General features: G+C 36.1%; 19 protein-coding genes. 2 read left to right on the forward strand and 17 right to left on the reverse strand.

Annotation, left to right across the window (positions count from 1 at the left end):
* Positions 1-206 precede the first annotated feature (206 nt).
* Positions 207-2,597, reverse strand: coding sequence for a GumC family protein (locus PP182_RS13835; protein WP_272651857.1), 2,391 nt, complete (start codon positions 2,595-2,597; stop codon positions 207-209).
* Positions 2,598-2,627: 30 nt separating this feature from the next.
* On the reverse strand, positions 2,628-3,395 hold the full coding sequence (locus PP182_RS13840) for a polysaccharide biosynthesis/export family protein (RefSeq protein ID WP_272651858.1): 768 nt from the start codon (positions 3,393-3,395) through the stop codon (positions 2,628-2,630).
* 362 nt (positions 3,396-3,757) lie between these two features.
* On the opposite strand from PP182_RS13840, the gene PP182_RS13845 reads away from it, so the two are divergent.
* The gene (locus tag PP182_RS13845; protein ID WP_272651859.1) at positions 3,758-4,786 is read left to right on the forward strand and encodes an NAD-dependent epimerase; all 1,029 of its coding nucleotides are present in this window, start codon (positions 3,758-3,760) and stop codon (positions 4,784-4,786) included.
* 210 nt (positions 4,787-4,996) lie between these two features.
* On the forward strand, positions 4,997-6,325 hold the full coding sequence (locus PP182_RS13850; protein ID WP_272651860.1) for a UDP-glucose dehydrogenase family protein: 1,329 nt from the start codon (positions 4,997-4,999) through the stop codon (positions 6,323-6,325).
* 173 nt (positions 6,326-6,498) lie between these two features.
* On the opposite strand, the gene PP182_RS13855 is transcribed toward PP182_RS13850, so the two are convergent.
* From PP182_RS13855 to PP182_RS13925, 15 genes are all read right to left on the reverse strand, one after another.
* Entirely contained in the window at positions 6,499-7,578 is a 1,080-nt protein-coding gene (locus tag PP182_RS13855; RefSeq protein ID WP_272651861.1) for a 3-oxoacyl-ACP synthase III family protein, read from the reverse strand.
* A gap of 68 nt (positions 7,579-7,646) precedes the next feature.
* On the reverse strand, positions 7,647-10,130 hold the full coding sequence (locus tag PP182_RS13860; protein ID WP_272651862.1) for a LuxE/PaaK family acyltransferase: 2,484 nt from the start codon (positions 10,128-10,130) through the stop codon (positions 7,647-7,649).
* Entirely contained in the window at positions 10,127-11,263 is a 1,137-nt protein-coding gene (locus PP182_RS13865) for an iron-containing alcohol dehydrogenase (protein WP_272651863.1), read from the reverse strand. Before PP182_RS13865 ends, PP182_RS13860 begins: the two co-directional genes overlap by 4 nt.
* A 3-nt stretch (positions 11,264-11,266) precedes the next feature.
* On the reverse strand, positions 11,267-12,718 hold the full coding sequence (locus PP182_RS13870) for a class I adenylate-forming enzyme family protein (protein ID WP_272651864.1): 1,452 nt from the start codon (positions 12,716-12,718) through the stop codon (positions 11,267-11,269).
* A 12-nt stretch (positions 12,719-12,730) separates the two neighbouring features.
* Positions 12,731-12,964: an acyl carrier protein gene (locus tag PP182_RS13875; protein WP_272651865.1), complete on the reverse strand. Its 234-nt coding sequence runs from the start codon at positions 12,962-12,964 to the stop codon at positions 12,731-12,733.
* 197 nt (positions 12,965-13,161) lie between these two features.
* Positions 13,162-13,845: a metallophosphoesterase family protein gene (locus PP182_RS13880; RefSeq protein WP_272651866.1), complete on the reverse strand. Its 684-nt coding sequence runs from the start codon at positions 13,843-13,845 to the stop codon at positions 13,162-13,164.
* The gene (locus PP182_RS13885) at positions 13,842-14,810 is read right to left on the reverse strand and encodes an ATP-grasp domain-containing protein (protein ID WP_272651867.1); all 969 of its coding nucleotides are present in this window, start codon (positions 14,808-14,810) and stop codon (positions 13,842-13,844) included. The genes PP182_RS13880 and PP182_RS13885 overlap by 4 nt, the downstream gene beginning before the upstream one ends.
* A gap of 42 nt (positions 14,811-14,852) precedes the next feature.
* Positions 14,853-16,034 carry an OmpA family protein gene (locus PP182_RS13890; RefSeq protein WP_272651868.1) on the reverse strand — a complete coding sequence of 394 codons (1,182 nt, stop codon included), beginning with the start codon at positions 16,032-16,034 and terminating at the stop codon, positions 14,853-14,855.
* Positions 16,035-16,155: 121 nt separating this feature from the next.
* Positions 16,156-16,497, reverse strand: a complete 342-nt coding sequence (locus PP182_RS13895; protein ID WP_272651869.1) for a hypothetical protein — start codon at positions 16,495-16,497, stop codon at positions 16,156-16,158.
* A gap of 94 nt (positions 16,498-16,591) precedes the next feature.
* Positions 16,592-17,731, reverse strand: coding sequence for an N-acetyl-alpha-D-glucosaminyl L-malate synthase BshA (bshA, locus tag PP182_RS13900; protein ID WP_272651870.1), 1,140 nt, complete (start codon positions 17,729-17,731; stop codon positions 16,592-16,594).
* Positions 17,732-17,748: 17 nt separating this feature from the next.
* Positions 17,749-20,658: a glycoside hydrolase family 3 N-terminal domain-containing protein gene (locus tag PP182_RS13905; RefSeq protein WP_272651871.1), complete on the reverse strand. Its 2,910-nt coding sequence runs from the start codon at positions 20,656-20,658 to the stop codon at positions 17,749-17,751.
* 95 nt (positions 20,659-20,753) lie between these two features.
* A complete protein-coding gene (locus tag PP182_RS13910) occupies positions 20,754-21,236 on the reverse strand; it encodes an ABC transporter ATPase (RefSeq protein ID WP_272651872.1) in 483 nt (160 codons plus the stop codon).
* A gap of 44 nt (positions 21,237-21,280) precedes the next feature.
* Complete coding sequence (locus PP182_RS13915) at positions 21,281-22,072, reverse strand: (Fe-S)-binding protein (protein ID WP_272651873.1); 792 nt, start codon at positions 22,070-22,072, stop codon at positions 21,281-21,283.
* 10 nt (positions 22,073-22,082) lie between these two features.
* Positions 22,083-23,408 carry a (Fe-S)-binding protein gene (locus PP182_RS13920; RefSeq protein ID WP_272651874.1) on the reverse strand — a complete coding sequence of 442 codons (1,326 nt, stop codon included), beginning with the start codon at positions 23,406-23,408 and terminating at the stop codon, positions 22,083-22,085.
* A gap of 6 nt (positions 23,409-23,414) precedes the next feature.
* The gene (locus tag PP182_RS13925; protein ID WP_272651875.1) at positions 23,415-24,377 is read right to left on the reverse strand and encodes an MlaD family protein; all 963 of its coding nucleotides are present in this window, start codon (positions 24,375-24,377) and stop codon (positions 23,415-23,417) included.
* Positions 24,378-24,425: the final 48 nt, after the last annotated feature.

Raw genomic sequence — 24,425 nt, forward strand, 5'->3', positions numbered from 1 at the left:
TGCTCCAATTAATTTAATAACAATAGTTTGTTACTTTTTAGATTAAGCAAGAAACTCACTTTTCATTTTAGAAAAAGCATATGATTTTTAAAATAAAACCTATAGGTTAGTTTCCTATATTTAAATTTTATCAATAAGATAATACTTTCGGGTAAAAAAATTAAAAATGATGTTGTGAATATCTCTTTTTCAGTTAAAGAAATAAATTAAATACGCCACCACTTTTTGGTTGTCTTAGCGTAACCATAGCCATATTTACCGCCATATCCCAAATTAGAATCTTTTACACCATTCACAACGAAAGACAACCCTTTTAACTTACCCTCATTTGATAGTTTTAAAGGATAGTTCAACACTTTTAATTCCGTCATTCCTGCCCTAGTAACATATAGCGTTTGATGGGCAAACTCACTTATCAATAAGGTATCAGCAACTACTAGTAAAGGTGCTGTATCCACAATAATATAATCGTATATACCTTTTATTTCATCAAATAGTTCCTTCATCCTGCCATTCATTAAAATTTCTGCGGGATTAGGAGGTATTTTCCCCGAATAGATGACGTCTATGGTCTGCTCATAAGCCAACATTGTGGAAATAATATTTTCAGACTTTAATGTATTATCCACTAAATACTCGGTGAGGCCTTTATCCCTTGAACTTCTGGATGATTTACCCAATTTATCCACATTCTTCCCTGAATAAAATTGGTAAAGTTTTGGATTTCTAATATCCGCACCAATAAGTAAAACCTTCTTGTTGGTATTTGCAAAAATCATCGCCAAATTGGACGATACCAAAGTTTTACCTTCCCCGGATACACTTGAAGTGACAAAAATAATATTCCCGTTAGTTCCTAGATTTTTTTTAGATTTAAGAATGTAGTCTAGATTGGCCCTTAAAATTCGAAGAGACTCTGCCATAACCGTCCGTTCTCCCTGTCTGATCAAGATATTGTCCTTTTTTGAAATCTTTGGTAACTCAGCAAGTACAGGGGTGGAACCCACCAATTTTTCCAAACTTAATTTATTATGGACTTTATTATCCAGTAAATCTATAACATATATGTATGAAAAAGGAAGCAACATACCCAATAAAAAGGCGGCTGCCAAAACAATTGATTTTTTTGGAAATACCGGATATTTGCTTACTAAATATGCGTTATCGACAATTTTGGATTTTGGTGACGAGGACGCAAAAGCAATTTGTGCTTCCTCGCGTCTCTGTAATAAGTACAAATATAAAGACTCTGTGGTCTCCTGTTTTCTACCTATATCTCTAAGGGCCTGCTCATTTTTGGGCGCGGAATAGATTCGGGAATTTATTTTTGATAGGCGGCTACTAAGGCTATTTACTTGTAATCCTAGATTATTAGTCATGCTGCTAAGACTGGAACGCATACTTCTCTTGAGACCGTCCAACTGTTGGTCCAAGTTTACAATAGTTGGATTCTTCTCATTAGAACTTTCCAATAACCGTTTACGCTCCAATGCAAGCTCATTATATCGCTCCGTTGCACTGGCTATAGAGGCATCCTGTAATCCGATATTTGATGGGAGTAATTCATACCCATCTTCATTTTCAATGATATCCTTCATAGAAGAGGCAATATCCAATTGAATAGATGCATTCTGCAATTGTTCCTGATTTTCTGCCCCAATACTGAGGTTGAGACTATTTTGTGTGGCAATATCAGCTATACCCCTGTCTGATTTAAATTCCACAGCGGACTGATCAGCAGAGGATAAATTGGATGAAATACTTGCAATTCTATCGTCTATGAAATTTGAGGTTCTATCTGCTAAAGCTTTTTTATCATCGATAGCATTTTGGTTATAGTCCGCAATTAAAGTATTAATAATATCTTGTCCCCTTGCCGGAATAGCGTCCTGTAGGAGAATTGAAATTATCTTAGATTTTTCATCCGCTACGGTAACCTGGATTTCTTTTTGGTATTGTTCTGCTACCAGCGAAACCGGCGAAATTGAAACCATATATTTTTTGTAATTTACACCACCGGTATTTTTTACGTTTGGTGTGATAATAATGTCTCCAACAGGAGAGGATATGGTTTTCCCATAGGAATGTAATTTATAAGGACCGTCACTACTTTCAGCATATTCGTAAGTGTTCTCATCATTAAGGTTAATATAGAAATCGACCATCGAATTATAAATCAATGAATCGGCCGCAATAAAATTTACTTTGAATGGAAGGTTTTGACTACCATAAATTTCTGAATCTTTAATGTTTCCAAGCGCGATAATTTCCACATTTAGACCAAGCTTCTTTACGAGATTAACAAGGTTAGACCTAGAAGTTAAAATCTCCATTTCATCCTCTATTTGATTACCCACTCCCCCAAAAACATCTAAATCCTGGAAAACGTCTAATTGGGAAGAGCCACTTTCGTCTTCTATTATTTGTATTTTTGCCTGTAACTCATAAAGAGGTACAGAATAGCGAACAAACAACAATCCAAGTAAAATTGTTATAATAACAAAAACAACAAATAATTTCCATCGTTTCGTGTAGGGGTATAGCATTTGCCTATAATCAAAGTTACGTTCCGAAATATTGTTAAAATCTGAATTCATTGTTGGGCGGTACCTTAAATATTTAGTTTTCTATTGTCTTGTAAGTATTAATACCGATGAGGTTATTAATAGTGAAGCTATGGAAATGGCAATTTGTGCTCTAGTATCCAATGATGATGCCGTTATACCGGATTTATTTGGCTCTACATAAACCACATCGTTCTGAGTGAGATAATATACAGGGGACTTGACCATGTTCTTCGTTGTCAAATCTATACGGGTATATACTTTGGTGCCATTAAAATCCCGAATAACCAATACATTTTTACGAACACCACGAATGGTTAAATCCCCCGCCAAACCCAGCGCTTCTAATATGGTAATCTGCTCCCCGTTAACAGGATACGTTCCTGGCGTTCTTACTTCTCCAAGTACAGTAACCGTAAAATTACGAAGCCTTATATTTATTATGGGGTCCTTTAAATAATCGGAAAGACGATTTCTTAACAAAAGCCTTAATTCATCAGGCGAAAGACCCTCAATCTTTAACTTACCAATAACAGGAAAATCTATTTCACCGGCCTGGTCAACCAAATAATCAACTTGTTGGGGAACCATTCCATTTTCCCCTGCGGCACTAACTAAATTGAAAGGGGCGCTGGCTTCGGGATTTAAAGAAGAAACGTGAATAGACACCAAGTCATCTACCTTAAATTTAGAAACGAAAGTAGTTGTATTCACTAAGGTTTCAAAATTACTTGAATCCTGAAAATACACTACCTCCTTCCTGGAAGCACAGGACATTATCATTGTATATACAATAAAGAGGAAAACGAATCGCTTTATTAATTTTATCATGTTCAAATTGTTTATTTTGCAATTATATGCAATCTTTAAAAGAAATTAAAAAACCCTAAGGTGCAAACCAATTGTTAATAATTACAACTATCATAATTGAATAACAATTGAGTCCCTTGCTAATTTAGCCATAATGAATTATCAATGCCTTGAAGTAATGATTTATTTCGGTAAAAATATACATATTATCGGTTTATAACCAACATGTTTATCAAAGAAGTTTAAAGCAAGAATGATTAACATTTTTTAAACAAAAGTATCTTACTTTTAAACCAAAAAAATGGTCAATTTGCAGAAAAGTAATACTGAGTCACCATATTATTTAGTTAATTTGCCATCTAAATAAATACTCAAACTATTTAATGAAGGTTTTAATTACTGGTGCGGCGGGCTTTATCGGTTTTCATACATGTAAAAGTTTAATTGCCAATGGACACCAAGTTATCGGACTTGATAACATCAATGATTACTATGATGTAAACCTGAAGTTTGGAAGACTTGAAGAACTTGGTATTTCCAGACAAGATTCGGAAGATTTTAATCGGTTAACAAGCAGTTCAAAATATCCTAATAATTTTAACTTTACGCGAACCAATTTAGAGGATGGCAAGTTTCTAGCTGCTCTATTTGAGTCGGAAAAATTTAATGCTGTTTGTAATCTAGCAGCTCAAGCAGGTGTTCGATATAGCATTGAAAATCCTCGGGCATATATAGATAGTAATATTATCGGCTTTTTTAATATTTTGGAATGTTGCCGGAATTATCAGGTAGAACATTTAATATATGCCAGTAGTTCCAGCGTTTATGGTTTAAACAAAAAAATCCCGTTCGAAACTTCGGATAACGTAGACCACCCTATTAGCCTCTACGCTGCCACAAAGAAAAGTAATGAGTTAATGGCCCATACTTATAGCCACTTATACGGTTTCTCGACAACCGGACTTCGATTCTTTACAGTTTATGGACCCTGGGGAAGACCCGATATGGCATACTTCCTCTTCACTGATGCCATTATAAAAAACAAGTCAATTAAAGTATTTAATAACGGCCATATGGAGCGTGATTTCACCTATATTGACGATATAGTGAAAGGTATTGTGAAAATCATTGAAAAAGGATTAGACAACTGTCCACAAAGTTCTGATTTATACAAGGTTTACAACATTGGCAATAATGATTCCGTGAAATTAATGAGTTTTATTGAATCAATTGAAGACAACTTAGGAATGAAGGCAAAAAAAGAAATGCTTCCTATGCAACCCGGGGATGTAATACGAACCTGGGCTAATGTTGATGCATTAATTGAAGACTATAATTATAAGCCTAGCACCCCAGTAAAATTAGGTGTCAAAAATTTTATAACATGGTATAAAAACTATTATAAAATATAATGAAGGTTTTATTACATTGTTTTCCTATTTTAAATCCCACCTTTAAGCTCTTAACTTTTATAAATAAATGTTTGCCCAAAGAGCAACACAATGGATAATAAGTCGTTATTTTACTTATTTATGACATTTACAAAGGAAGATAAAATCATAAAAAGTAGTTATTTGAAATTAAATTAAGCCCAAATATTTACGCAATAAAGAAAAGAAATTATGAATTTAACTGTGATAGGTACAGGATATGTTGGTTTGGTAAGTGGTACATGTTTTGCTGAAATGGGCAATAATGTAACCTGTATTGATGTAGATAAAAAGAAAATAGACGCCCTTAAAAATGGCACTATTCCAATTTATGAGCCTGGTCTTGAACCCATGGTCAAGCGTAATATTGAGAGTGACACATTGCACTTTAGTACAAAACTCTCGAAACACTTGGAAAACTGTGACATTGCATTCATTGCCGTGGGTACTCCAATGGGTGATGATGGTTCTGCAGATTTACAATATGTTTTGCAAGTTGCCAAAGAGATTGGAAAAAATATGGTGCAACCACTCATCGTCGTTGATAAATCAACAGTTCCTGTCGGAACAGCCGATAAAGTAAAGGAAACTATACAAAAAGAATTAGATTTAAGAAATCTTGACATTGAATTTCACGTGGTGTCAAACCCTGAATTCCTTAAGGAGGGAGATGCCATTAATGATTTTATGAAACCAGATAGAGTGGTTATTGGTTCGAATGATAATAAATCGACCCAAAAAATGAGAACACTTTATAGTCCGTTTTTTAGAAGTAGTATGGATCGATTGATAACAATGGATGTTAGATCTGCTGAGATGACAAAGTATGTTGCCAATGCCATGCTAGCAACAAAGATTTCATTCATGAACGAAGTAGCCAATATTTGTGAGTTGGTAGGCGCTGATGTAAATAAAGTACGAATAGGAATTGGCTCAGATAGTAGAATAGGCTATAGTTTTATTTACCCCGGTAGTGGTTACGGGGGGTCATGTTTTCCCAAAGATGTAAAAGCCTTAAAAAAAACAGCCCAAGATCATGGTTATAAAGCTGACTTAATTACCGCGGTGGAAGATGTAAATGATAAGCAGAAAATGGTTATTGCGAAAAAGGTAGTTAATAGATTTGGTAATGATTTAAAAGGGAAAAAAATTGCCATTTGGGGCCTCGCATTTAAACCACAAACGGATGATATGAGAGAGGCCCCTGCGATTTATATCATAAAGGATTTAGTAAAACGCGGAGCAGAAATTCAGGCATATGATCCAAAGGCTATGCAAGAAGCACAGCACTTTTATCTTAAGGATGTACCTAATATCACTTATTTTAATTCCAAATATGAAACCCTCAATGGAGCTGACGCTATGATTCTCCTTACAGAATGGAAGGAGTTTAGGTCTCCAGATTTTGGAGAACTTAAAAAACAGTTAAATTATCCCATTATCTTTGACGGAAGGAACCAATATAATGACCAAATGATGGAAGATTTAGGATTTGAATATTTCCAAATAGGGAAAAAATAAAAATCTTAAAAGTATGTGTAAGTCAAATTGCATTTGACCATTCTCGATTTAATGATTTAAGCCTAATGATATTCAATAAATCTGTGTCTATTTAAAGAGATGGATTTATAATTTAACCATCATAGTTCGTGATTCAACTGAAAAATAAAAAGTTTAAAATAAGCTGACCTTATTTAATCATCATAATCAACCATTTCACAAAACTCTAAATTACCCATTTCCAAAAGTAGGGAAGACCAACTAAGACCAGCTCCAAAACCTGCCAAACATATTTTTAAAGAATCTTCTTTAAGTTTTTCTCCAAGGTTAAACGTTATATTGGTAGGTGTTGAAACACTGTTAGCATTACCAAAATTTTCAACCACGTTATGGGGCATTTTTTCGTATGGAACCTCCATTTTATCAGCTAATTTCTTAAGCATAAACTTGTTAGGCTGATGAAACATAAAATAGTCAACATCATTTTTGGTGCAATTAGCTCTTTCCAATAGCTTGTCGATCATAGGAGGCACTTCCTTTTGTACAAAATTAAATACATCATCACCTTTCATTACCAAATGGTCCAATGATCTTGCATTTCCTTTACTATCAGTTTTCAATTCCCTCGTTTCCGGACTGGATGGCATTTTAAAACCTCCCGCCGGAATTATCAATGCTTCTGCTCCAGTACCATCGGTATTAATAGAGCCATATATTAATGTATCCGAAATAGAAGAGCTATCATTTTCGACAATGGTAATAGAAGCGGCATCACCGGTCAAAGGGCGACTACCTCTATCTTTTTCAGATACTTTACGGCTAAAAATATCCGCATTTAAAACTACAACCTTTTTTATTTCCTCTTGTTCCAGTAGCATAAATGCTTGAATAATTCCAATAGGATATCCAGAACAGGCCTGGCTGGTATCAAGACATACCATATCGGTTTTTAAGCCTAATCTACCTTGAATAATATGGCTGGTAGAAGGTATAAAGACATCTGGTGACTGGGACACTAAAACTATAGCATCTATATCCTCCTTTTTAAGTAGGTTATTATCGAATAGATGGTTTAAACCATGAACGCATAAATCTGAAATAGTGGTACCCGCTTTGACAACCCTTCTTTTGTTGTAACCCATGATCAGTTTAAGTTTCATAGATTGACTTCTAGAAAAGGCATAGTTCTCTATTTCATCTTCAAATTTAACCTCGTTTTTTGGTAGAACGGTTAGAATTCCTGTTATCTTTTTATTTTTAAATTTTAAATTCATTTTGTTCTATTTTAAATTAAACACTGATTAACTCTGAAAAAGTAAATTTTAATTGGATTTATAAAACACTATATAAGTGGCCCGCCAAAAGTACTCCATCTTACCATTCTTTCCATTAGAAAAATTCCGTCCCATGGAGATTCAAAATTCAGCATTCTACCCATTTCAGGACAACGCATCACCCCTTTTTCCACAGCTTCCTCTGCAAATTTCAAAGCTTTTTCGCCACTAGAAGCAAGGCCAATCGTTTGCATATTGTCATCAATATATTGTAAAGTTTCATTGATATGATCAACAGGATGTACCATTATAACCCTGGAATATACAGGTGCGGCCAAATTTGAGTCTTCAGAATACACCACTGTCCAGGTAGTATCGTCACTTGCCCAAACCTCTCCTTTAAAATCATATAGTCCCCTAATAGAGTGAATAGCGGATATTTGTTCTACCGAGGTCTCCCCCTTAGGTATCTGAACAGAAGCTTTTACCATGCCTTCTGCCAAGAATTGGCAAAATTCCTTTGGTGAAACCTCTCCTCCTCTTTCAATATATAGATTATGCGGGGAAGCACAACCCGTTTGATCAAAAACACTGGAATCAACGGCTACCTTTCTAGCAAGTTTCTTTGCTTTTCTTTCAGTACCAAGAACTTCTTTGGATATGGCAGAAAAGGATATCTTAGGTCCAAAAATAATATCTTCCGTATCATACATTGCCGGATAATTAGCTACGGTTTCTACAGCTTCACGTCCACCCCATGCTATTCTTACATTGGCAGATTTGGACATAAGCTCACCAAGGTCTCTATCCTTACTGGAAAAATATACAACGGCAATGGTTTGTAATAAATCTTCTCCATCAATTTTGTATCCTCCAGGGGTGGTATAACTTACCCCTTCAAACGTTCGTAATAGATTGGCAAAAACACCTCCGTCCTTAGAAGATATTTTTAATAGGTTCACATTCTTTGTGAGTATGGCCTGTAATAGAGCAAACATACCTAACACCTGAACATTACCAGCTAACCAATGGCATACCAAACCTTTTTGATTTGCTTTTAAAAATTGTTTTCTAGATTCATTTAAGGGTAAAAAACCATCGATATACTGGCGATTATTTCTAAGGCCAATTGTGGAAATTCTATTCAGGTGAATCGGCTTGGCCCAATTGGCAAGAAAAGCTAAGCCCTTTTCCTTCATGGATTCTAAATCTCCCTCTGCCTTCAGCCAAACTTTTGACGCTTCACCAATTAGCCCTATCAAAGCATCTATTGGTTGGTCCTTTAACCATTGCTTTTTTGCATTAAGTTTAGTGATAAGTTCTGTTAACTGAGCCTCTGCTGCCAATGTTTGGTCCAACTTTTCTCCCTTCCAGAAATGGAGCTCTAAATTCGATTTTTCCGATATATCTAGTGTCAAATCATCATTTGAAAATTTAAGCTTACTACCTAATATATCACCACAACCTCTAATTTCAGCCTTTTTTAATCTTCCTAAAATTTTAAACCTGGTCCCATTTCTTCCATACGGACAGGGTTCGGGGTTTACAATTCCCATATCATCCGTTAGCACCACGTTTCCAGGGTAAGAGTGGGGAATAGGAGACAAAAATTCTAAAACACCTTCTTCACCATCTTGGACCTGCTCCCGAGTTGCTGGGTTTCTTACAATAATTTCAGAATAAATTGGTGTGTGTTTCCACCCACATTCACAATCGGGATAATTCAATCCCATTTGTTCCGTAAAGCCATAAATATCTATTACGTGTTCCTCTTCTACAGAGAACAATTGTGACATGGCTGCATTGAATTGCGGTTTACTGATTTTTTCGTTTTCTAATTTTTTCCATCCACCGATATGAATGATTTTAGATCCCTTAGGCAGCTCAAACTTTACACCTTTGTCCAATAATGGTTTTACAACCTGTGCATATAGCATATAGGTAAAACCGAAAACGACCATAGGCACATTCTTATCCATGGAACTTATGAATTCCTTGGTCTTTTCAATATTGAAAGAAACGTTATCACCCGCTTCTATATCCAGAGCATAATTTACTTCGCTCGCAAAATTAAGGTAGCCCCCAATAGCTGCATATCTTGCGCCTAAAAACCTTATATTTTCAGGATTTGGGGTTACGTCAACTATAATAAACGGTTTTCTTTCAGCTCCAATAAAATCCTTTACCACCTTCACCATAACCTTAGCCTGGCGTTTGGCAGTTATTTTATCCAGGACCACGGTACTAGGAATCCCTGATGTTGCCGAAGACTGTAGCGATAACTTAACCTCATTGTCAGGAACGGATTTTAAATCCTTGCCCAAGTCTTTAAAAACACTTACCGCAATTGGTGGAATCTGTTCTAGATTTCCATTAAAATCATGCGGATTAAAGTCTTTATTTTTACAAAAATTTCTGTACTGTTCATTATTGTCATAATGAAACTTTATTTCTTCAAATAAAGCTTCAGAAAAAAGCTGTTCTTTTTGTTCAGAGCCTATTTCATATGGGTTGTTACCAATTAGGCTATCGGTCATCGTACTATTTTTCATGAGCAAGCTTCTTTAAAAATTTCAAGTAAAAATCCCTTGTCCATAGGTACTGGGTTTCCTTGTCCGCCTTTATCATCTAATGCTTGAATAAAAAAGTCATTATCCGAAAGGATATGCTGTTCATTTTCCTTGACTATTTTTCTTTCCTTGGTCAGGTCAACACCTGCTATAAAATCTTCTACGAAAGTCAATAAATCTTCACCATTGTTAAATCCTGAATGTTTTGCCAACTGACCAAATCTTTCTTTTGAAGCTTGGTCGTTATTATTTTTTCTGATTACTGCAGGTAAAAAAATTGCGATTGCAGCTGAATGTGATAATCCATATGCAGACATTTGATGTGCCAATGCGTGTGTGGCCCCCACGATACAGTGATTTTGTACTAAGCCAGCAAACAAAGATGCCAATTGTAATTTATTGATATTTTCAGGGGAAGTGCCTTCACTGATTACTTGGTGGAATTGCGATATTATTTGAATGGCCTTTTCCGCATAACTATCCACCAACATATTATCAATATTGGACATATACCCTTCTATGGCATGGCTTAATGCATCTACCATTGAAGCCAATAACATGTTCTTTGGCGCATTTACTATAAGGCTTGCGTCCAAAACAATTATTTCCGGAATGAATTGATGGCTTACCACAAATTCCTTTGTCCTATGACTATCATTGTACATTACGGAAGCTGAGGAAATTTCAGCTCCACTACCAATCGTCGTAGGTATTGCCACGAATGTCGTTTTCCAATTTAACATTGAAAAACTTGTCTCGTTAATATTGAAAAATGGAAATTCGTAATAGGTCCTAACCATTTTAGCACCATCAATAACACTACCTCCACCTACAGCGATAATCAAATCAGGATTAAACTCCTCAATTTTTTTTATTGTTGCATGAAGTGTTTTCAATGTTGGTTCGCCTATCCAGGTCTTTTTAACAAAAGAAATTTCAAAAGCCGATAAGGCATTTGAAATTTTATCCTTGTAGTCCTCATCTAAACCAGAACCATAAATTACAGATACCCTAGAAGTAGCATAGGTTTTAAGACCCATAATAGCGTTATCCCCAAATAGTATGGTTGGTTGTTTTAATAAGAACTTTGAATACATTCCTTGTGGTTCCCACATATGCTATAATAATTTTTGTCTTTGTATTTTACCTGATTTTGTCTTGGGAATTTCATCTATCCATTCAAAAAAAACAGGCACCTTATACGATTCAAGATTTGATTTTAAAAACCTCTTGATATCGTTGAAATTATGATGGGCGTCCGTTTTGACAATAAACAGCTTAACCACTTCACCTAAAACACCCTCTGGGTCTTCAACACCTATACAGGCCGTTTCTAAGGAAGCATCAAATTCAGTGATTTTGGATTCAACTTCAATTGGCGATAACTTCTTACCGCCCACATTTATAATTTCTTTGTATCGTCCCTTGAGAGAGATATAACCATTAGCATCTATACTACCAATATCTCCTGTTCTGAAATAATCGCCATGGAAAAAATCATCTTTTGACATGTTTAGATATCCATCAAAAACATGATCCCCTTTTACACAGATTTCTCCTTCATTGCCTAAATTTGTGGTTTTACCTAACTGGTCCAATATTGCTATCTCTACATTGGGACTTGCCTTTCCTACTGTATCCAAATAAATTGAATCTGTCGAGAACTCCATAAAAGCCGATCTAGAGGCTTCGGTAAGTCCGTAATGCATACATATCCTTGTATTCGGAAAAAGCGCTTTTATATGCTTCTTATCCTTTGGGGACATATAGGCACTACCCAATTCAATATAATTTAACTGTTCTGAAAAATCCGATAACCTATTCCCACTCATCTTTTGAATATATTCCCAACTTGCAGGTACCATTCCAAAACCGGTGATTTTATGTTCTTCAAAACTTCTGAACATTCTTTTCATATTTACGATACTACCCAATAAAACCAAAGTTCCCCCTGCCGACAAAACACATTTAATACGACCAAGACCAAAAGAGTGGCTTATGGGCAAGGCCAAAAGTTCAATATCACTGTTCGTATTACGAACAAAAGTATTTATATTTTCTGCACTTGCCGCTATATTGCCATGGGTTAATAAAACTCCTTTTGGATTTCCCGTGGTACCTGTTGTAAATAGAACGTCAGCGTGTTGCTTAACTTTAGGGTAATCAATATCGACCGGTATATTGGTTGACTCAATATTTTTAAAAATATCAAAATCATAACACCTGTTGTCATTTTTTAAAGCAAGCCCAACAATTAGTTTTGGTTTGGTCTGATCAACTACGTGATCAAGTTTGTCAACTTGTATTTGTTCATCCAAAGGAGCTACTTTTGCCCCAATAAGATGGAGTGCAAAATATGAATAAATAAAATTGACATTTTTGTTGGCTGCCAATAAAACAACATCATCCTTTTCTATGAAAAAATCCTTTTCAAGTTTTGCTTTTACAGACCAAATATTGTCAACAAGCTCTTTATAGGTAATAGAAACTTTCTTATCTACAAGTGCTGTTTTTTCCGGGGTTCTTCTTGCCCATTCAAATATTTTTTCCTCTATTGAAACAAAAGGCATAGCCAACATTTATTAAGAAATGCGTTCTTCCACAGCTTCTATCATATCACCTACATCCTCTAAATCCATTATTACCTCAGGATCAAACTTAATATCAAATTCTTTTTCAAGTGCCGAGATAATAATTACTTGCCCCATAGAGTCCCATTTAGGAAAGTCACCTATTGCCGTATCCTCTTCTATTTTAGAAACTTCAACTTCTATAGCTTCTGCTATTATATTTTTCACCTTTTCTTCTGTATTCATCTTAAATAATTGTAATTGTTTGATTGTCTTTTGATTTTCACCTTTTCTCTTCTTAAAAACTTAAAACAATTCATTTTAGTGTGCAAAAGAAAACATTTTCATTTTTAAATCATCATAATTTTGATAAAACCCACAAAGCATCGATGAGGATCAATCTTTTCAAGATTTAAAGCTTTATTTTTCTATATTTTATACCCCTAGGAAATATGAAATCCCGCGTAAAATCTATCATTTTTTTTCAAAGAACTATAGTTCGAATCATTGAAACCTGCCATTTTCATTAGTTCGTTCACCTTGTCTATATCATAAGCTACCCTATGTAAAGATATTTCACCTTGATCATAAATGGCAAATGCCGATTTTGGGTTTTTATCTCGAGGTTGGCCAACTGAACCTGGGTTACAGTAAACCTTTTCTTTATATATTTCTAATTTTTGGATATGCGTATGACCAGAGATAAAAGTTTTACCTTCTATTGTTGAAAAATATTCTTGTGATGGGTTAAAGAGGTACTCATCGATGGGGTCTGACCATCCGCCATGTACCATATGAAGATCATTTAATACAAATTGAAGCTGATTTGAACCTAGCCATTTTAAATTTTCTTTTGTGATTACCCGTCGTTGATATTCTAAACATTTGTTCACATGTTCTGACCTTGTACAAAATCCTCCACTGACCATATACCAATCATGATTGCCCATTAATGTTGGTATATTTCTTTCAATCAAGGCATTACAACATTCGTTTACTTGAGAGTAATATCCCACAACGTCACCCAAACAATAAACTTTAGAGATATTTAATTGATCTAAATGTGCCAAAACCATCTTTAGAGCTTCATAGTTTCCATGTATATCCGATATTATACCTATTTTCATGAATAATATATATGTTCTTCAATATATCTAATTGCTTTTCCCTTTCTTATAATTGGTTGTTCAGGGGCTTCGCTTTCTAAAAAATAATCAACTGCCATAACAGCATCATTATAACCAAAAGCACTCCTCATTGAAGTAGAGGCAGAAAAACGTGGATTAATTTCTAGCAATTGAAACTGATTATTATGCAATCTAAATTGGAAATTTGTTGGGCCTAATGGCTTAAGAATTTTACATATATTAAAGACCGCTTCCTGAATATTTGTATTTTCGATAACCTCTGCTTTATTTGTATAGCCTTCAGCAGATAATTTTCTTCTAAGTGTTATTATAGCATAATAACCTCCTTTACCATCACAGAAAGCACCTGTTGTATACTCCTCCTCCTCAGTTCCAATTAGTGGTTGTACCATTAATTTTTCACCTATTTCGTCTTTATGTAAATAAAAAGTTTCCTCATTAAGAACCTTAACAATACCTTTTGATGCACTTCCACGTCTAGGTTTTAAGATTAATGGCAATCCAAACTGTGTTTTTAACCTTTTAAAATCGGAGGATAAAGAACTAGGAATTACAAAAGGGCAATTATTAACTTTTAATTCTTCATAAAACTTCCATTTGTCCTCACACAAGGAAATTAAATCAACATTGTTTAAAACCAACTTGGCTCGCGAGTTTTCTAATAAATATTTTTTTTTCGACCAAAAATTCACATCAATTTCAAAGCTTGGAATTATCAAATCAACTTCATACTCCCTTATAACGTTCATTAACCAATCTATGAAACCATCTGAGAGCGTCAATGGAGCTTTTAAGACTGTATCACAATATTTAGGAGCCACGGAATCATCATAATCGTAGATTGTTGTCCCAATTAGATTGTAATTCCGGTTCGACATCCTTAGGGATTTTAGAATTCCATAACCCATAAGTGCACACGCACCCGAAACCAGAATATTTTTCATTTTAAATCAATCTTAAAATATTAAGCTAAAATTCAACTAATTCTAATAGCTCTGTATTAAAAACTCTAACCGTCTATTTTCCTGATGCTGTGCCTCTGTACATCTGACCCCATCAGTACAATTGTTGGTAAGTTCTGTTTCTCCTTTGGCCTTTCCGATTATTCGCCCGGAGGCGATTCCTTTTTCCTTTAAATATGCTACTGTTCTTTCCAGTCGCTTTTCCGATAACCATTGATTATAGGTTTCCGTACCACGCGCATCTGTATGGGCTGAAATTTCTAAAACAACGGTTGGGTTTTCATTCAAAATATTGGTTAAACTACCCAATAGCTCCTCGTCTTGGGATGTTAAGGAAGAAGAATTCAATTTAAAATATACCTTTCCTAAGGCATCAATTCTTTGTTGAATATCTCTCCTTTCAGCCTCCTTTTTGTCTTTTGCGGCCTTTTCTGCCGCAGCTAATTTAGCAGCTTCTTTTTCTCTTTTTAATTTTTCGGCCAATAAAGCCTCCTCCCTTTGTCTATTTACCTCTGCTATAGAATCTGCCTGTCGCTGTTTCTCTTTTTCTATAGCAGCCAATAATTCCATTTTTTCTTCTCCTCGTTTGGACAGTCCTTTTTCAATTCCAAATTGATATACAACACCAACGGCGTGTTGAATATGGTTGGTAGCACCATCGGATTGACTCATGGCCCATTTTCCAGACGAATTGAAATCCAATCCCCAGGTATCCGAAAACCATGTCCTGAATCCAACAATAGCATTATAGGTTCCTCTACCTAAATTATTGGCGTCGGTATATCCCAATCCGATTCCTACATAGGGATCAAACCAACCGGTCTGTCCGACAATCTTATTCAAGTCGTACGTCAAACGCGCATCCAATCCAAAATAGTCTATATCGCTTGGGTTCACTTCACCGTCAACTATGTTTCCTTCCTTATAAACACTATAAGTTCCAATAGCCTCAACCCCTAGTCCACTTTTAAAATACTTACCAATACTCACTCGACTGGGATAGGGTACAAAATTCCACTCCGAGCCTACGTTAAAAAGTCCATCAAAAACATTGCCTGAATCATCAACGGCATTGAAACCAATACCAAGTATCCAGGAACTTTGCACAATACTGTCTTTTGATGTAATTTGAAGTTCTTCCTGTGCAATGGACATATTATAAAATGCCAACACTAGGAATGCTGAAAATAAAAATTTAGTTCTCATGTCTCTTACATTTGGGGTTTAAAATGTAAAACTAAAACTTTAAAATTGACATTTCAAAAAAGTACTTTGTAAGGTAATTATTATCGTTTGATAGATGTAATCCTATAATTAACCGATGTATTTATTGGAGTTTAATGTTTTTGGTCGTTTTTGGAATACTGTAGATCACAAAAGGGGAAAGTATGGCCGTAGTGTTTAATTTCTTTTTGGACTTTGTCTTTTTTAGATATACAGTTTTTTCTGATAGAATACCTACTTGCAACTCCGTATTACTGGAGGTGGTTTTACCCCCTAGCCAAACCACTAAGGTCTTATGGTCAAAATCGATATTGGGTACAGGAATACCCGGTTTTCTCGTTCTATTTATTTTCCCGAAAAACACTACTAATTCGGACTGATTTTCAATTTTCAATAACTCTTCTGTTTCTTGTCCACTATAGTCTCCCCTCAGAACTGTTTCCAAAACCATTTTTTCGTTTGGCTTAATTTTAACCTTTTCCTGACTTTTGCAAGAGCAGCATATAGTTAACAGTAAAAAACCTGAGATCAATATAGGTTTAAACATTTTTAAACCTGCTTTTATAGGCTCTTTCATATACTTCCTCATATAAGGGGAGTACTTTCAGAATATCAAACTTCTCGGCTTCCTTGACCGAGTTATTTTTGAATTCTTCCAAGGTCTTTTTATCCTTCAAAATGAAAATAGCATTTTCTACCATTTCATCAATATTACCAATATCACTTAGAAATCCAGTTACCCCTTGGATATTTACTTCTGGAATACCCCCAGTATTACTTGAAATCACGGGTACTTTATTTATCATTGCCTCCAGTGCGGCCAATCCAAAACTTTCTGTTTGAGATGGTAACAAGAATAAATCGGAAAAACACAGGATTTTATCTATCTCATTACTATTACCCAAGAAGATTACCTTATTGGCTATACCCAAATCCTCACATAGTCTTTCTGCTCCTTCTTTTTCTGGTCCTTCGCCGACCATTATCAATTTGGCCGGTAATTGTTTCTGAATCTTATTGAAGACTTTGATAACGTCAGGAATGCGTTTTACCTTCCTGAAATTACTTATGTGCGTAATTATTCTCTCACCCTCCTTGGCCATGGTAGACCGCTGACAATCCGTAAAAGAATTTTTATATTTACTTTTATCAATAAAATTGGGGATTACCTCAATTTCCTTTTGTATGTCAAATATTTCAAGAGTTCCCTGTTTAAGACTTTCTGAAACCGAGGTAACTATATCGGATTGATTAATGCTAAAGTTAACGGCAGGCTTATAAAATGGATGTTTTCCGACCAAGGTTATATCCGTACCGTGCAGTGTAGTGACCATTGGCACATAGATGCCTTCCTCTTCCAACATTTTCTTTGCCATATATCCTGCGTAGGCATGCGGAATGGCATAGTGAACATGAAGTAAATCTATTTCGTACAGTTTAATGGTATCGACCAACTTACTTGAAAGTGCCAATTCATAGGGTTGGTAATGAAAAAGCGGGTATTCCGGTACATGAACTTCATGAAAGTAAATACTATTGTTCAAAAGTTCTAATCGTACCGGTTGCCTATAAGTAACAAAATGAACTTCATGACCTCGATTGGCAAGTGAGATTCCCAATTCCGTAGCTACTACTCCACTACCCCCAAAGGTGGGGTAACATACTATTGCAATTTTCATAATTACAAAACTACTCTTTAATTTATAATGGAATCGTAAATCGCTTGCTGAATCCTTGTTCTTAACCCAGATTTAACTAAAAGCGTATTGGAAGCGGTAGGGTAAGTCCTATTGGACAAAAACACATAAACTATTTCTTCTTCAGGGTCTGCCCATGTGTATGTTCCTGTAAAACCACTGTGTCCAAAGCTTTTTCTAGAAACGCACCCACAGGTGGGCCCACTATGCTCTAACTGGGGTTTGTCAAAACCGACTCCTCTCCTTACATTTTTATTGCAGAAATAGCAGGTATTAAACTTTTTTACGGTTCTGGACTCAAAAAATTTAGTGCCCCCATAATATCCATTCTGTAAATACATTTGCATGATTTTGGCAATGTCGTTCGCATTGCTAAAAAGTCCGGCATGGCCACCTACCCCACCTTGCATTGCAGCTCCCATATCATGAACATAACCCTGCACCTTTTGATACCTATAGTAATTATCCTCCTCGGATGGAATTATTTTATTTTTGGGAAACTTTTCCAACGGGTTGTAGGAAGTATAATTGGCCCCAATTCTACTATAGAGAAAATCGTCCGCCAAAATATTCAATTTCTCCCCGTAGGTATCCTCTATATATTTTTTCATTACATAGTAAGGAACATCGCTATACCTATATCTGTTGGATTTTAAATCTTGTCGACCGATTCTATTATAAATGGAATCATTATAGGCATCTGTCAAATACAAATTATCGGCTACTTTAACCGAATATCCTAATGATGGTTGCGTCCTATAAAATTCCTTTGAAGGCTTCCTGTCCTTATCAAGGGTTCTCACATAAAAAGGAATCCAGGCCGGTAACCTCCCATAATGGGACAAAGCTTTTAATACCGTCACATTTTTGATTTCTGTATCCGAATACTCGGGTACCAGTTCCTCAAAAGTATCGTTCAAGGCTATCTTTCCTTCCTCTTCCATTTTCATTACCATGGGCAGGGTCGCCAAAATTTTGGTCAAAGAAGCTAAATCGTAAATATTATCATTCAATACATCTGTGTCCGAGTCATATGTAGGCTTACCAAAACTTTTATTATAGACCACTTTACCGTGTCTAGCCACTAAAACCTGTGCACCAGGAAACATAAGACTATCCAATCCGTCCTTTACGAGTTTATCCACTTCCTGCAGTGCATACGAGCTAAGCCCGACTCTTTCCGGAAAACTGTAACCCAAGCGACTCAAGGAACTAACTTTAATCCCGGAACCTGCACGATATTCAAAACTACCGCTTACTGGAAGTTTACCAGATGCTGGAATAGCTCCGAATAGAATCTCTGCTGTTTTCTTTTGGGCTATTTTACTGTTTTGATAAGAAACGACTACAGCATCGATATTCTGAAATGTTGCAATGTCCGATAAGGCGTAAGGCTTTGCAAATACAGTTAAAATAAGATTTGATGTTCTAAGATTTGAAATTTCCTGCAACCACGCCAGTTCTTTGTCTGAGAACTTATAGGACTTCCATGGGCTTTCATTGCTTTTATGATGACCTATAATCACTAAATTATAGTTGGCCAATTCTTTTTTGAAAGTTTCTATATTATTAGCGTTGACCTGAGTGACTTTGGTGTACTTATTAAGTTCCTTAATAAAGGCATCGTTTGGAGCATCACCAAACTTTACATAAGCTATACGCTTATTTTCAAGGTTTTTTATTCCTAATAGATCGTATCTATTTTTAACCACTGTAATAGCATTTTCAATGGCTTCCTCATAAAGAATATCATCTTCGTTGGAATTCAAATCCTCATACAGATTATCCAATTTAATGGGTTGGTAGTCATTAAGACCAACCTTGTATTTGGCCTTCAATATTTTTTTTACAGATTCTGACAATCGCCTTTCACTAATTCTTCCCCTATTATAATTTTTGATCAACAAATTCTTGGCTTCCAAAACATTTTCCGGCATCAATAAAATATCATTACCCGCATTGAATGCTGCCAGCTCAACTTCTCCCTCTTTCCCAAATTTTGAAGCACCCTGCATGTTCAAGGCATCGGTAAAAACCAATCCCTTAAAACCCAATTCTTCCTTAAGTACTCCCGAGATAATCTGTTCCGACAAAGAAGAAGGCAATCCTTCTTTTATTTCCAAAGAAGGCACTTCCAAATGTGCGACCATTACGCTGCTAAGACCTTCATCTATGAGTTTTCTAAAAGGATAAAGCTCTAAACTATCAAGTCGCGCCCGAGAAAATGGGATTACAGGTAAATCTTTATGGGAGTCTACCTCCGTATCACCGTGGCCTGGAAAATGTTTGCCACTGGAAAGTACCCCAGCACTTTCCATCCCTTTCATAAAGGCAATACCTTTGTTAGTGACAACGTCACGAGTCTCACCGAAAGACCGATTTCCTATTATCGGATTCTTTGGATTAGTGTTGATATCAATATCCGGAGCAAAATTAATATGAACGCCTAAACGCTTGGCGTGTAATCCAACCCGATGTCCTACTTTTTCAATAATACGGTTATCTTGAATAGCGCCCAAAGTCATGTTCCATGGAAAGGCATACGTGGAATCCAGACGCATAGCGAGACCCCATTCTGCATCCATACCTACAAGCAAAGGCACTTTGGATAAAGCTTGATAATCATTACAAAGTTGAGCTTGTCTTAGGGGTCCACCTTTGGAAAAAATCACCCCTCCAATATGCTCATTTTCTATAAGTTCCTTGATTTTGTCGGTATCCTGTTTATTTTGATTTGAGGCTACCATGACCATGAATAACTGACCCACTTTTTCCTCCAGTGTCATTTTTTCATATTGGTCATTAACCCACTCAGCTTGTGCAAGACTGTCCCTAGTTATTAAGGGATTCTGTGCAAAAAGAGCGAGTGAACTAAAAAGAAAAAAGAAAATTCTCAAAAAAAGCCTCATGTGTTTTTGATGTATGGAGATAACATAAAACCATGAAATTTATTGCATTTCATCGATAAAACCTAATAAATATAGCTATTGGGGAAAGTTTTTGCTTAAACGAAGCGTGCGTGCCAACTTTCAGAAGCAGGAACTTCCCAATGCTCCTTATACTCCCCTTTTGTTGCTACAAGATTGTTAAAAACAATTGTTTTTTTAGAAATTGCCTTTTGTTTGGCCATCGCCTTAAAATCTAAAAGTGTTTTATACGCAATAAATTCACCTTGCTTATAAGAAACATTCATTTTGTCCAAAAGCTCAACCTCGTATTTTTTTTCTAAATTTTGAATAAAATGAACAGAAGCATCTATTGAACAACCCGTTGCCGACTGGCCACTTTGATCTAAGCCAATGATTAGAAAACGTTTGTACCTTATTTCGTATCCAGCTTGTAAATCTTTTCCATGTGCCGTCCAGTTTTCTAAAAAAATATCCAAATCCTTCTTAATTTGATTCAGTTCTTCTTCTGTAAAGCTTCTATTGGCCTGATAAATCCATACTCGAGAGGTATCCGGTAATGTATTAAAATCTGCTAACATTTTTCCTTCAATAATTTTTAATAGTATTACTTCTTTACAATTTGCTATAGGTCTTCTGCGGTCGCGATTAACTCAGCGATGTCCATAACGGCAATTTCACTTTCTTTCTCTTTATTTTTTACACCATCCGTCATCATCGTATTGCAAAATGGACATCCGGCCGCAATGATATCTGGAGTGGTTTCCAATGCTTGTTCCGTACGTTCTATATTAACATCCTTATTTCCCTTTTCTGGCTCCTTGAACATTTGTGCACCCCCCGCTCCACAGCACAAACCCTTTTGCTTGCAGTTTTTCATTTCTACCAACTCAGCATCCAGTTTTTGAATAAGTTCTCTAGGCGCTTCGTAAACACCATTGGCCCTTCCTAAATAGCAAGGATCATGAAAGGTTATCCTTTTACCTTTAAAAGTTCCACCCTCCATCGAAATACGTCCCTCATTCAATAGTTCTTTTAAAAACTGGGTATGGTGAACTACTTCATACGCCCCCCCCAAACCAGGGTATTCATTTTTAATGGTATTGAAACAATGTGGACAGGCCGTTACTATTTTCTTTATCTCGTAGGCATTTAAAACCTCAATATTACTCACTGCCTGCATTTGAAACAGAAATTCGTTTCCCGCTCTTTTAGCCGGATCTCCAGTGCAACTTTCTTCCGTACCCAAAACAGCAAATGATATATTTGCTTTATTTAATATCTTCACAAATGCCTTGGTAATCTTTTTGGCCCTATCGTCAAAACTACCGGCACAGCCCACCCAGAACAACACTTCAGGTTTCTTACCGGCAGCAAACATTTCTGCCATTGTTGGTACTTTTAATGCATCAGCCATTTTCTTTGGTTTAAGATTCCTTGCTCCAGTTTAAGCGGTCCATCTGGTTAAATGGCCACGGAGCTCCATTATTCTCTATATTTCCCATCATATTGTTCAAATCTGAAGGTGCTGCAGACTGTTCCATAACCAAATATTGCCTCATGTCCATGATAATCGATAATGGGTCTATACTTACCGGACATGCTTCTACACATGCATTGCAGGATGTACAAGCCCATAACTCTTCTCGGGTAATATAATCATCCAATAGTTGCTTGCCATCCTCTTTAAACTCCCCTTTGTTTGCATCCAATACCTTACCCACTTCTTCCAGACGATCCCTCGTATCCATCATTATCTTTCTAGGAGATAATTTTTTACCGGTTTGGTTGGCTGGACATTCGTTCGTGCATCGGCCACACTCGGTACAGGTATATGCATTTAATAATTGAACCCAATTCAAATCCATCACATCCGAAGCACCAAACTTGGAAGGATCCTCTGTATCTTCACTTGGTGCGGCAAAAGGGTCTGCATCGGGGTCCAACATAAGCTTAACTTCCTTGGTAACCGCCTCCAAATTTTTAAACTGTCCTTTAGGCCCTAATTTGCCATAATAGGTATTAGGAAATGCCAAAAGGATATGTAAGTGTTTGGAATAATACAAGTAATTCAAGAAAAACAATATTCCAACAATATGGAGCCACCAAGCTGTTCTCTCCAAAAGTATCAAGTTTGGTAAGGACAAACTACCAAACAATTCCGAAATATATTGGCTCACAGGAAAACTTCCTGCTTGTAAGTAGTGTTCGGCATTCATTTGTTGCAAGCTATAATCGGCAGCGTTCATCGTAAGAAAAAGCAACATCAAAACAAATTCAATATATAAAATTAGATTACCATCCTTTTTAGGCCAGCCTTTCATTTCAGGCTTAAAAAAACGGCTCAATCGAATAATATTTCTGCGCACCCAAAATACAACCACAGCAACTATGACCAATACGGCCAAAATCTCAAACGAAGCAATTAAGAAGTCGTAAACAGGACCCAATCCAGCAAAGATTCTATGCGTACCAAAAATTCCATCAATGATGATTTCCAATACCTCTATATTGATAATAATAAAACCTAGATAGACAATAATGTGAAGTAGACCTGCGATAGGTCTAACCACCATTTTTGATTGTCCCAAGGCAATTAAGGCCATGTTCCTCCAACGTGTGGGTTTGTTATTATTTACATCCACTTCTTTCCCCAAAAGGATATTTCGTCTAAGCTTTCCAAGGTTCTTGACAAAAAAGCCAATTCCTATTACCAGAATTGCAACAAAAAGAATATTAGGAAGGTATTGCATGGGGTATTATTCGATTTTTGATGCTGGGTCATCTTCAGGAACTTCGTATTCCTTTTGCTTCTTCCCGAAAACGGAAACATTGACGTACCTTTTTGGATTGAGTCTAAAATCCTGAAGTAAAAGATCAAGCTCCCTAGAGGCATTATTTAGATTAGTGTACAGTTTCTCATCGTTCATGAGTTTGCCCAACGTCCCGTCTCCCTCTTCAATTTTGGATAATACCTTATCTAGATTGGCAACGGTAGATTCCAAACTTGATAATGTTCTGCCCAGCCCAGCATTATTCAGGGTATCTGAGAGTTTTGCAAAATTATAGGTCAAATCTTCAAAGTTGGTAAGTGAACTATCCAATTTGCCCTCGTTTGTTTTTAAAATGTTATTCAGGACCTTAGCGCTACCATTAAGACTTACCATAAGTTCACTTAGGCCATTGATTGCCGTTTGTAAATCTTTTTTGGTTTTGGTATCCAAAACGTTATTGACATTTATCAAGACTGAATCAGCATCGGTGACGGCAGATTCAAATTTTTTAAACAATGGAGTTAGTTTCTCCTGGGCCAATTCCGTTAATCCCGGTCTAGTTTCAGCACTAAGTGTATCGCCGGATTGAACGTTCGCCGCTCCATCGAATACTGGGGTAATTTGAAGGCCTTTTCCTCCTATAATACCCGTATCATATAATTCTACCGTGCTGTTTTTAGAAAATTCAAAATCGCTACCCACAGTAAATGTCACGACCAAATTTCCTTTTGTGTCCTTAAATTGGATGTCATTTACCTTTCCAACGGAGAATCCGTTTATTGAAACAACAGTTCCAGCTTGTAGTCCTCCCACATCCGGATAAACCGCATATAAAGTTTTACTATTGTCAAAAAGAGGTGAAGACTTTAAATAACTAAATCCTAATACAAATAATAGAATTCCTCCAATTACTATGATTCCCGTTTTAATTTCCCTCGATAGTTTCAAGCAATTAGTTTTATGTTTATCACAAAATTAGGAATAATTATTACACCA

Source organism: Maribacter sp. PR1, from assembly GCF_028464145.1.
GTDB lineage: Bacteria > Bacteroidota > Bacteroidia > Flavobacteriales > Flavobacteriaceae > Maribacter.

Bases quoted from the DNA above. Each gene is read 5' to 3' on its own strand.
- PP182_RS13890 (WP_272651868.1), bottom strand. From the start codon at position 16,034: ATGAGAACTAAATTTTTATTTTCAGCATTCCTAGTGTTGGCATTTTAT.
- PP182_RS13860 (WP_272651862.1), bottom strand. From the start codon at position 10,130: ATGAAAAATAGTACGATGACCGATAGCCTAATTGGTAACAACCCATAT.
- PP182_RS13880 (WP_272651866.1), bottom strand. From the start codon at position 13,845: ATGAAAATAGGTATAATATCGGATATACATGGAAACTATGAAGCTCTA.
- PP182_RS13850 (WP_272651860.1), top strand. From the start codon at position 4,997: ATGAATTTAACTGTGATAGGTACAGGATATGTTGGTTTGGTAAGTGGT.
- PP182_RS13855 (WP_272651861.1), bottom strand. From the start codon at position 7,578: ATGAATTTAAAATTTAAAAATAAAAAGATAACAGGAATTCTAACCGTT.
- bshA (WP_272651870.1), bottom strand. From the start codon at position 17,731: ATGAAAATTGCAATAGTATGTTACCCCACCTTTGGGGGTAGTGGAGTA.
- PP182_RS13915 (WP_272651873.1), bottom strand. From the start codon at position 22,072: ATGGCTGATGCATTAAAAGTACCAACAATGGCAGAAATGTTTGCTGCC.
- PP182_RS13910 (WP_272651872.1), bottom strand. From the start codon at position 21,236: ATGTTAGCAGATTTTAATACATTACCGGATACCTCTCGAGTATGGATT.
- PP182_RS13920 (WP_272651874.1), bottom strand. From the start codon at position 23,408: ATGCAATACCTTCCTAATATTCTTTTTGTTGCAATTCTGGTAATAGGA.
- PP182_RS13885 (WP_272651867.1), bottom strand. From the start codon at position 14,810: ATGAAAAATATTCTGGTTTCGGGTGCGTGTGCACTTATGGGTTATGGA.
- PP182_RS13835 (WP_272651857.1), bottom strand. From the start codon at position 2,597: ATGAATTCAGATTTTAACAATATTTCGGAACGTAACTTTGATTATAGG.
- PP182_RS13875 (WP_272651865.1), bottom strand. From the start codon at position 12,964: ATGAATACAGAAGAAAAGGTGAAAAATATAATAGCAGAAGCTATAGAA.
- PP182_RS13870 (WP_272651864.1), bottom strand. From the start codon at position 12,718: ATGCCTTTTGTTTCAATAGAGGAAAAAATATTTGAATGGGCAAGAAGA.
- PP182_RS13905 (WP_272651871.1), bottom strand. From the start codon at position 20,658: ATGAGGCTTTTTTTGAGAATTTTCTTTTTTCTTTTTAGTTCACTCGCT.
- PP182_RS13865 (WP_272651863.1), bottom strand. From the start codon at position 11,263: ATGTGGGAACCACAAGGAATGTATTCAAAGTTCTTATTAAAACAACCA.
- PP182_RS13840 (WP_272651858.1), bottom strand. From the start codon at position 3,395: ATGATAAAATTAATAAAGCGATTCGTTTTCCTCTTTATTGTATATACA.
- PP182_RS13845 (WP_272651859.1), top strand. From the start codon at position 3,758: ATGAAGGTTTTAATTACTGGTGCGGCGGGCTTTATCGGTTTTCATACA.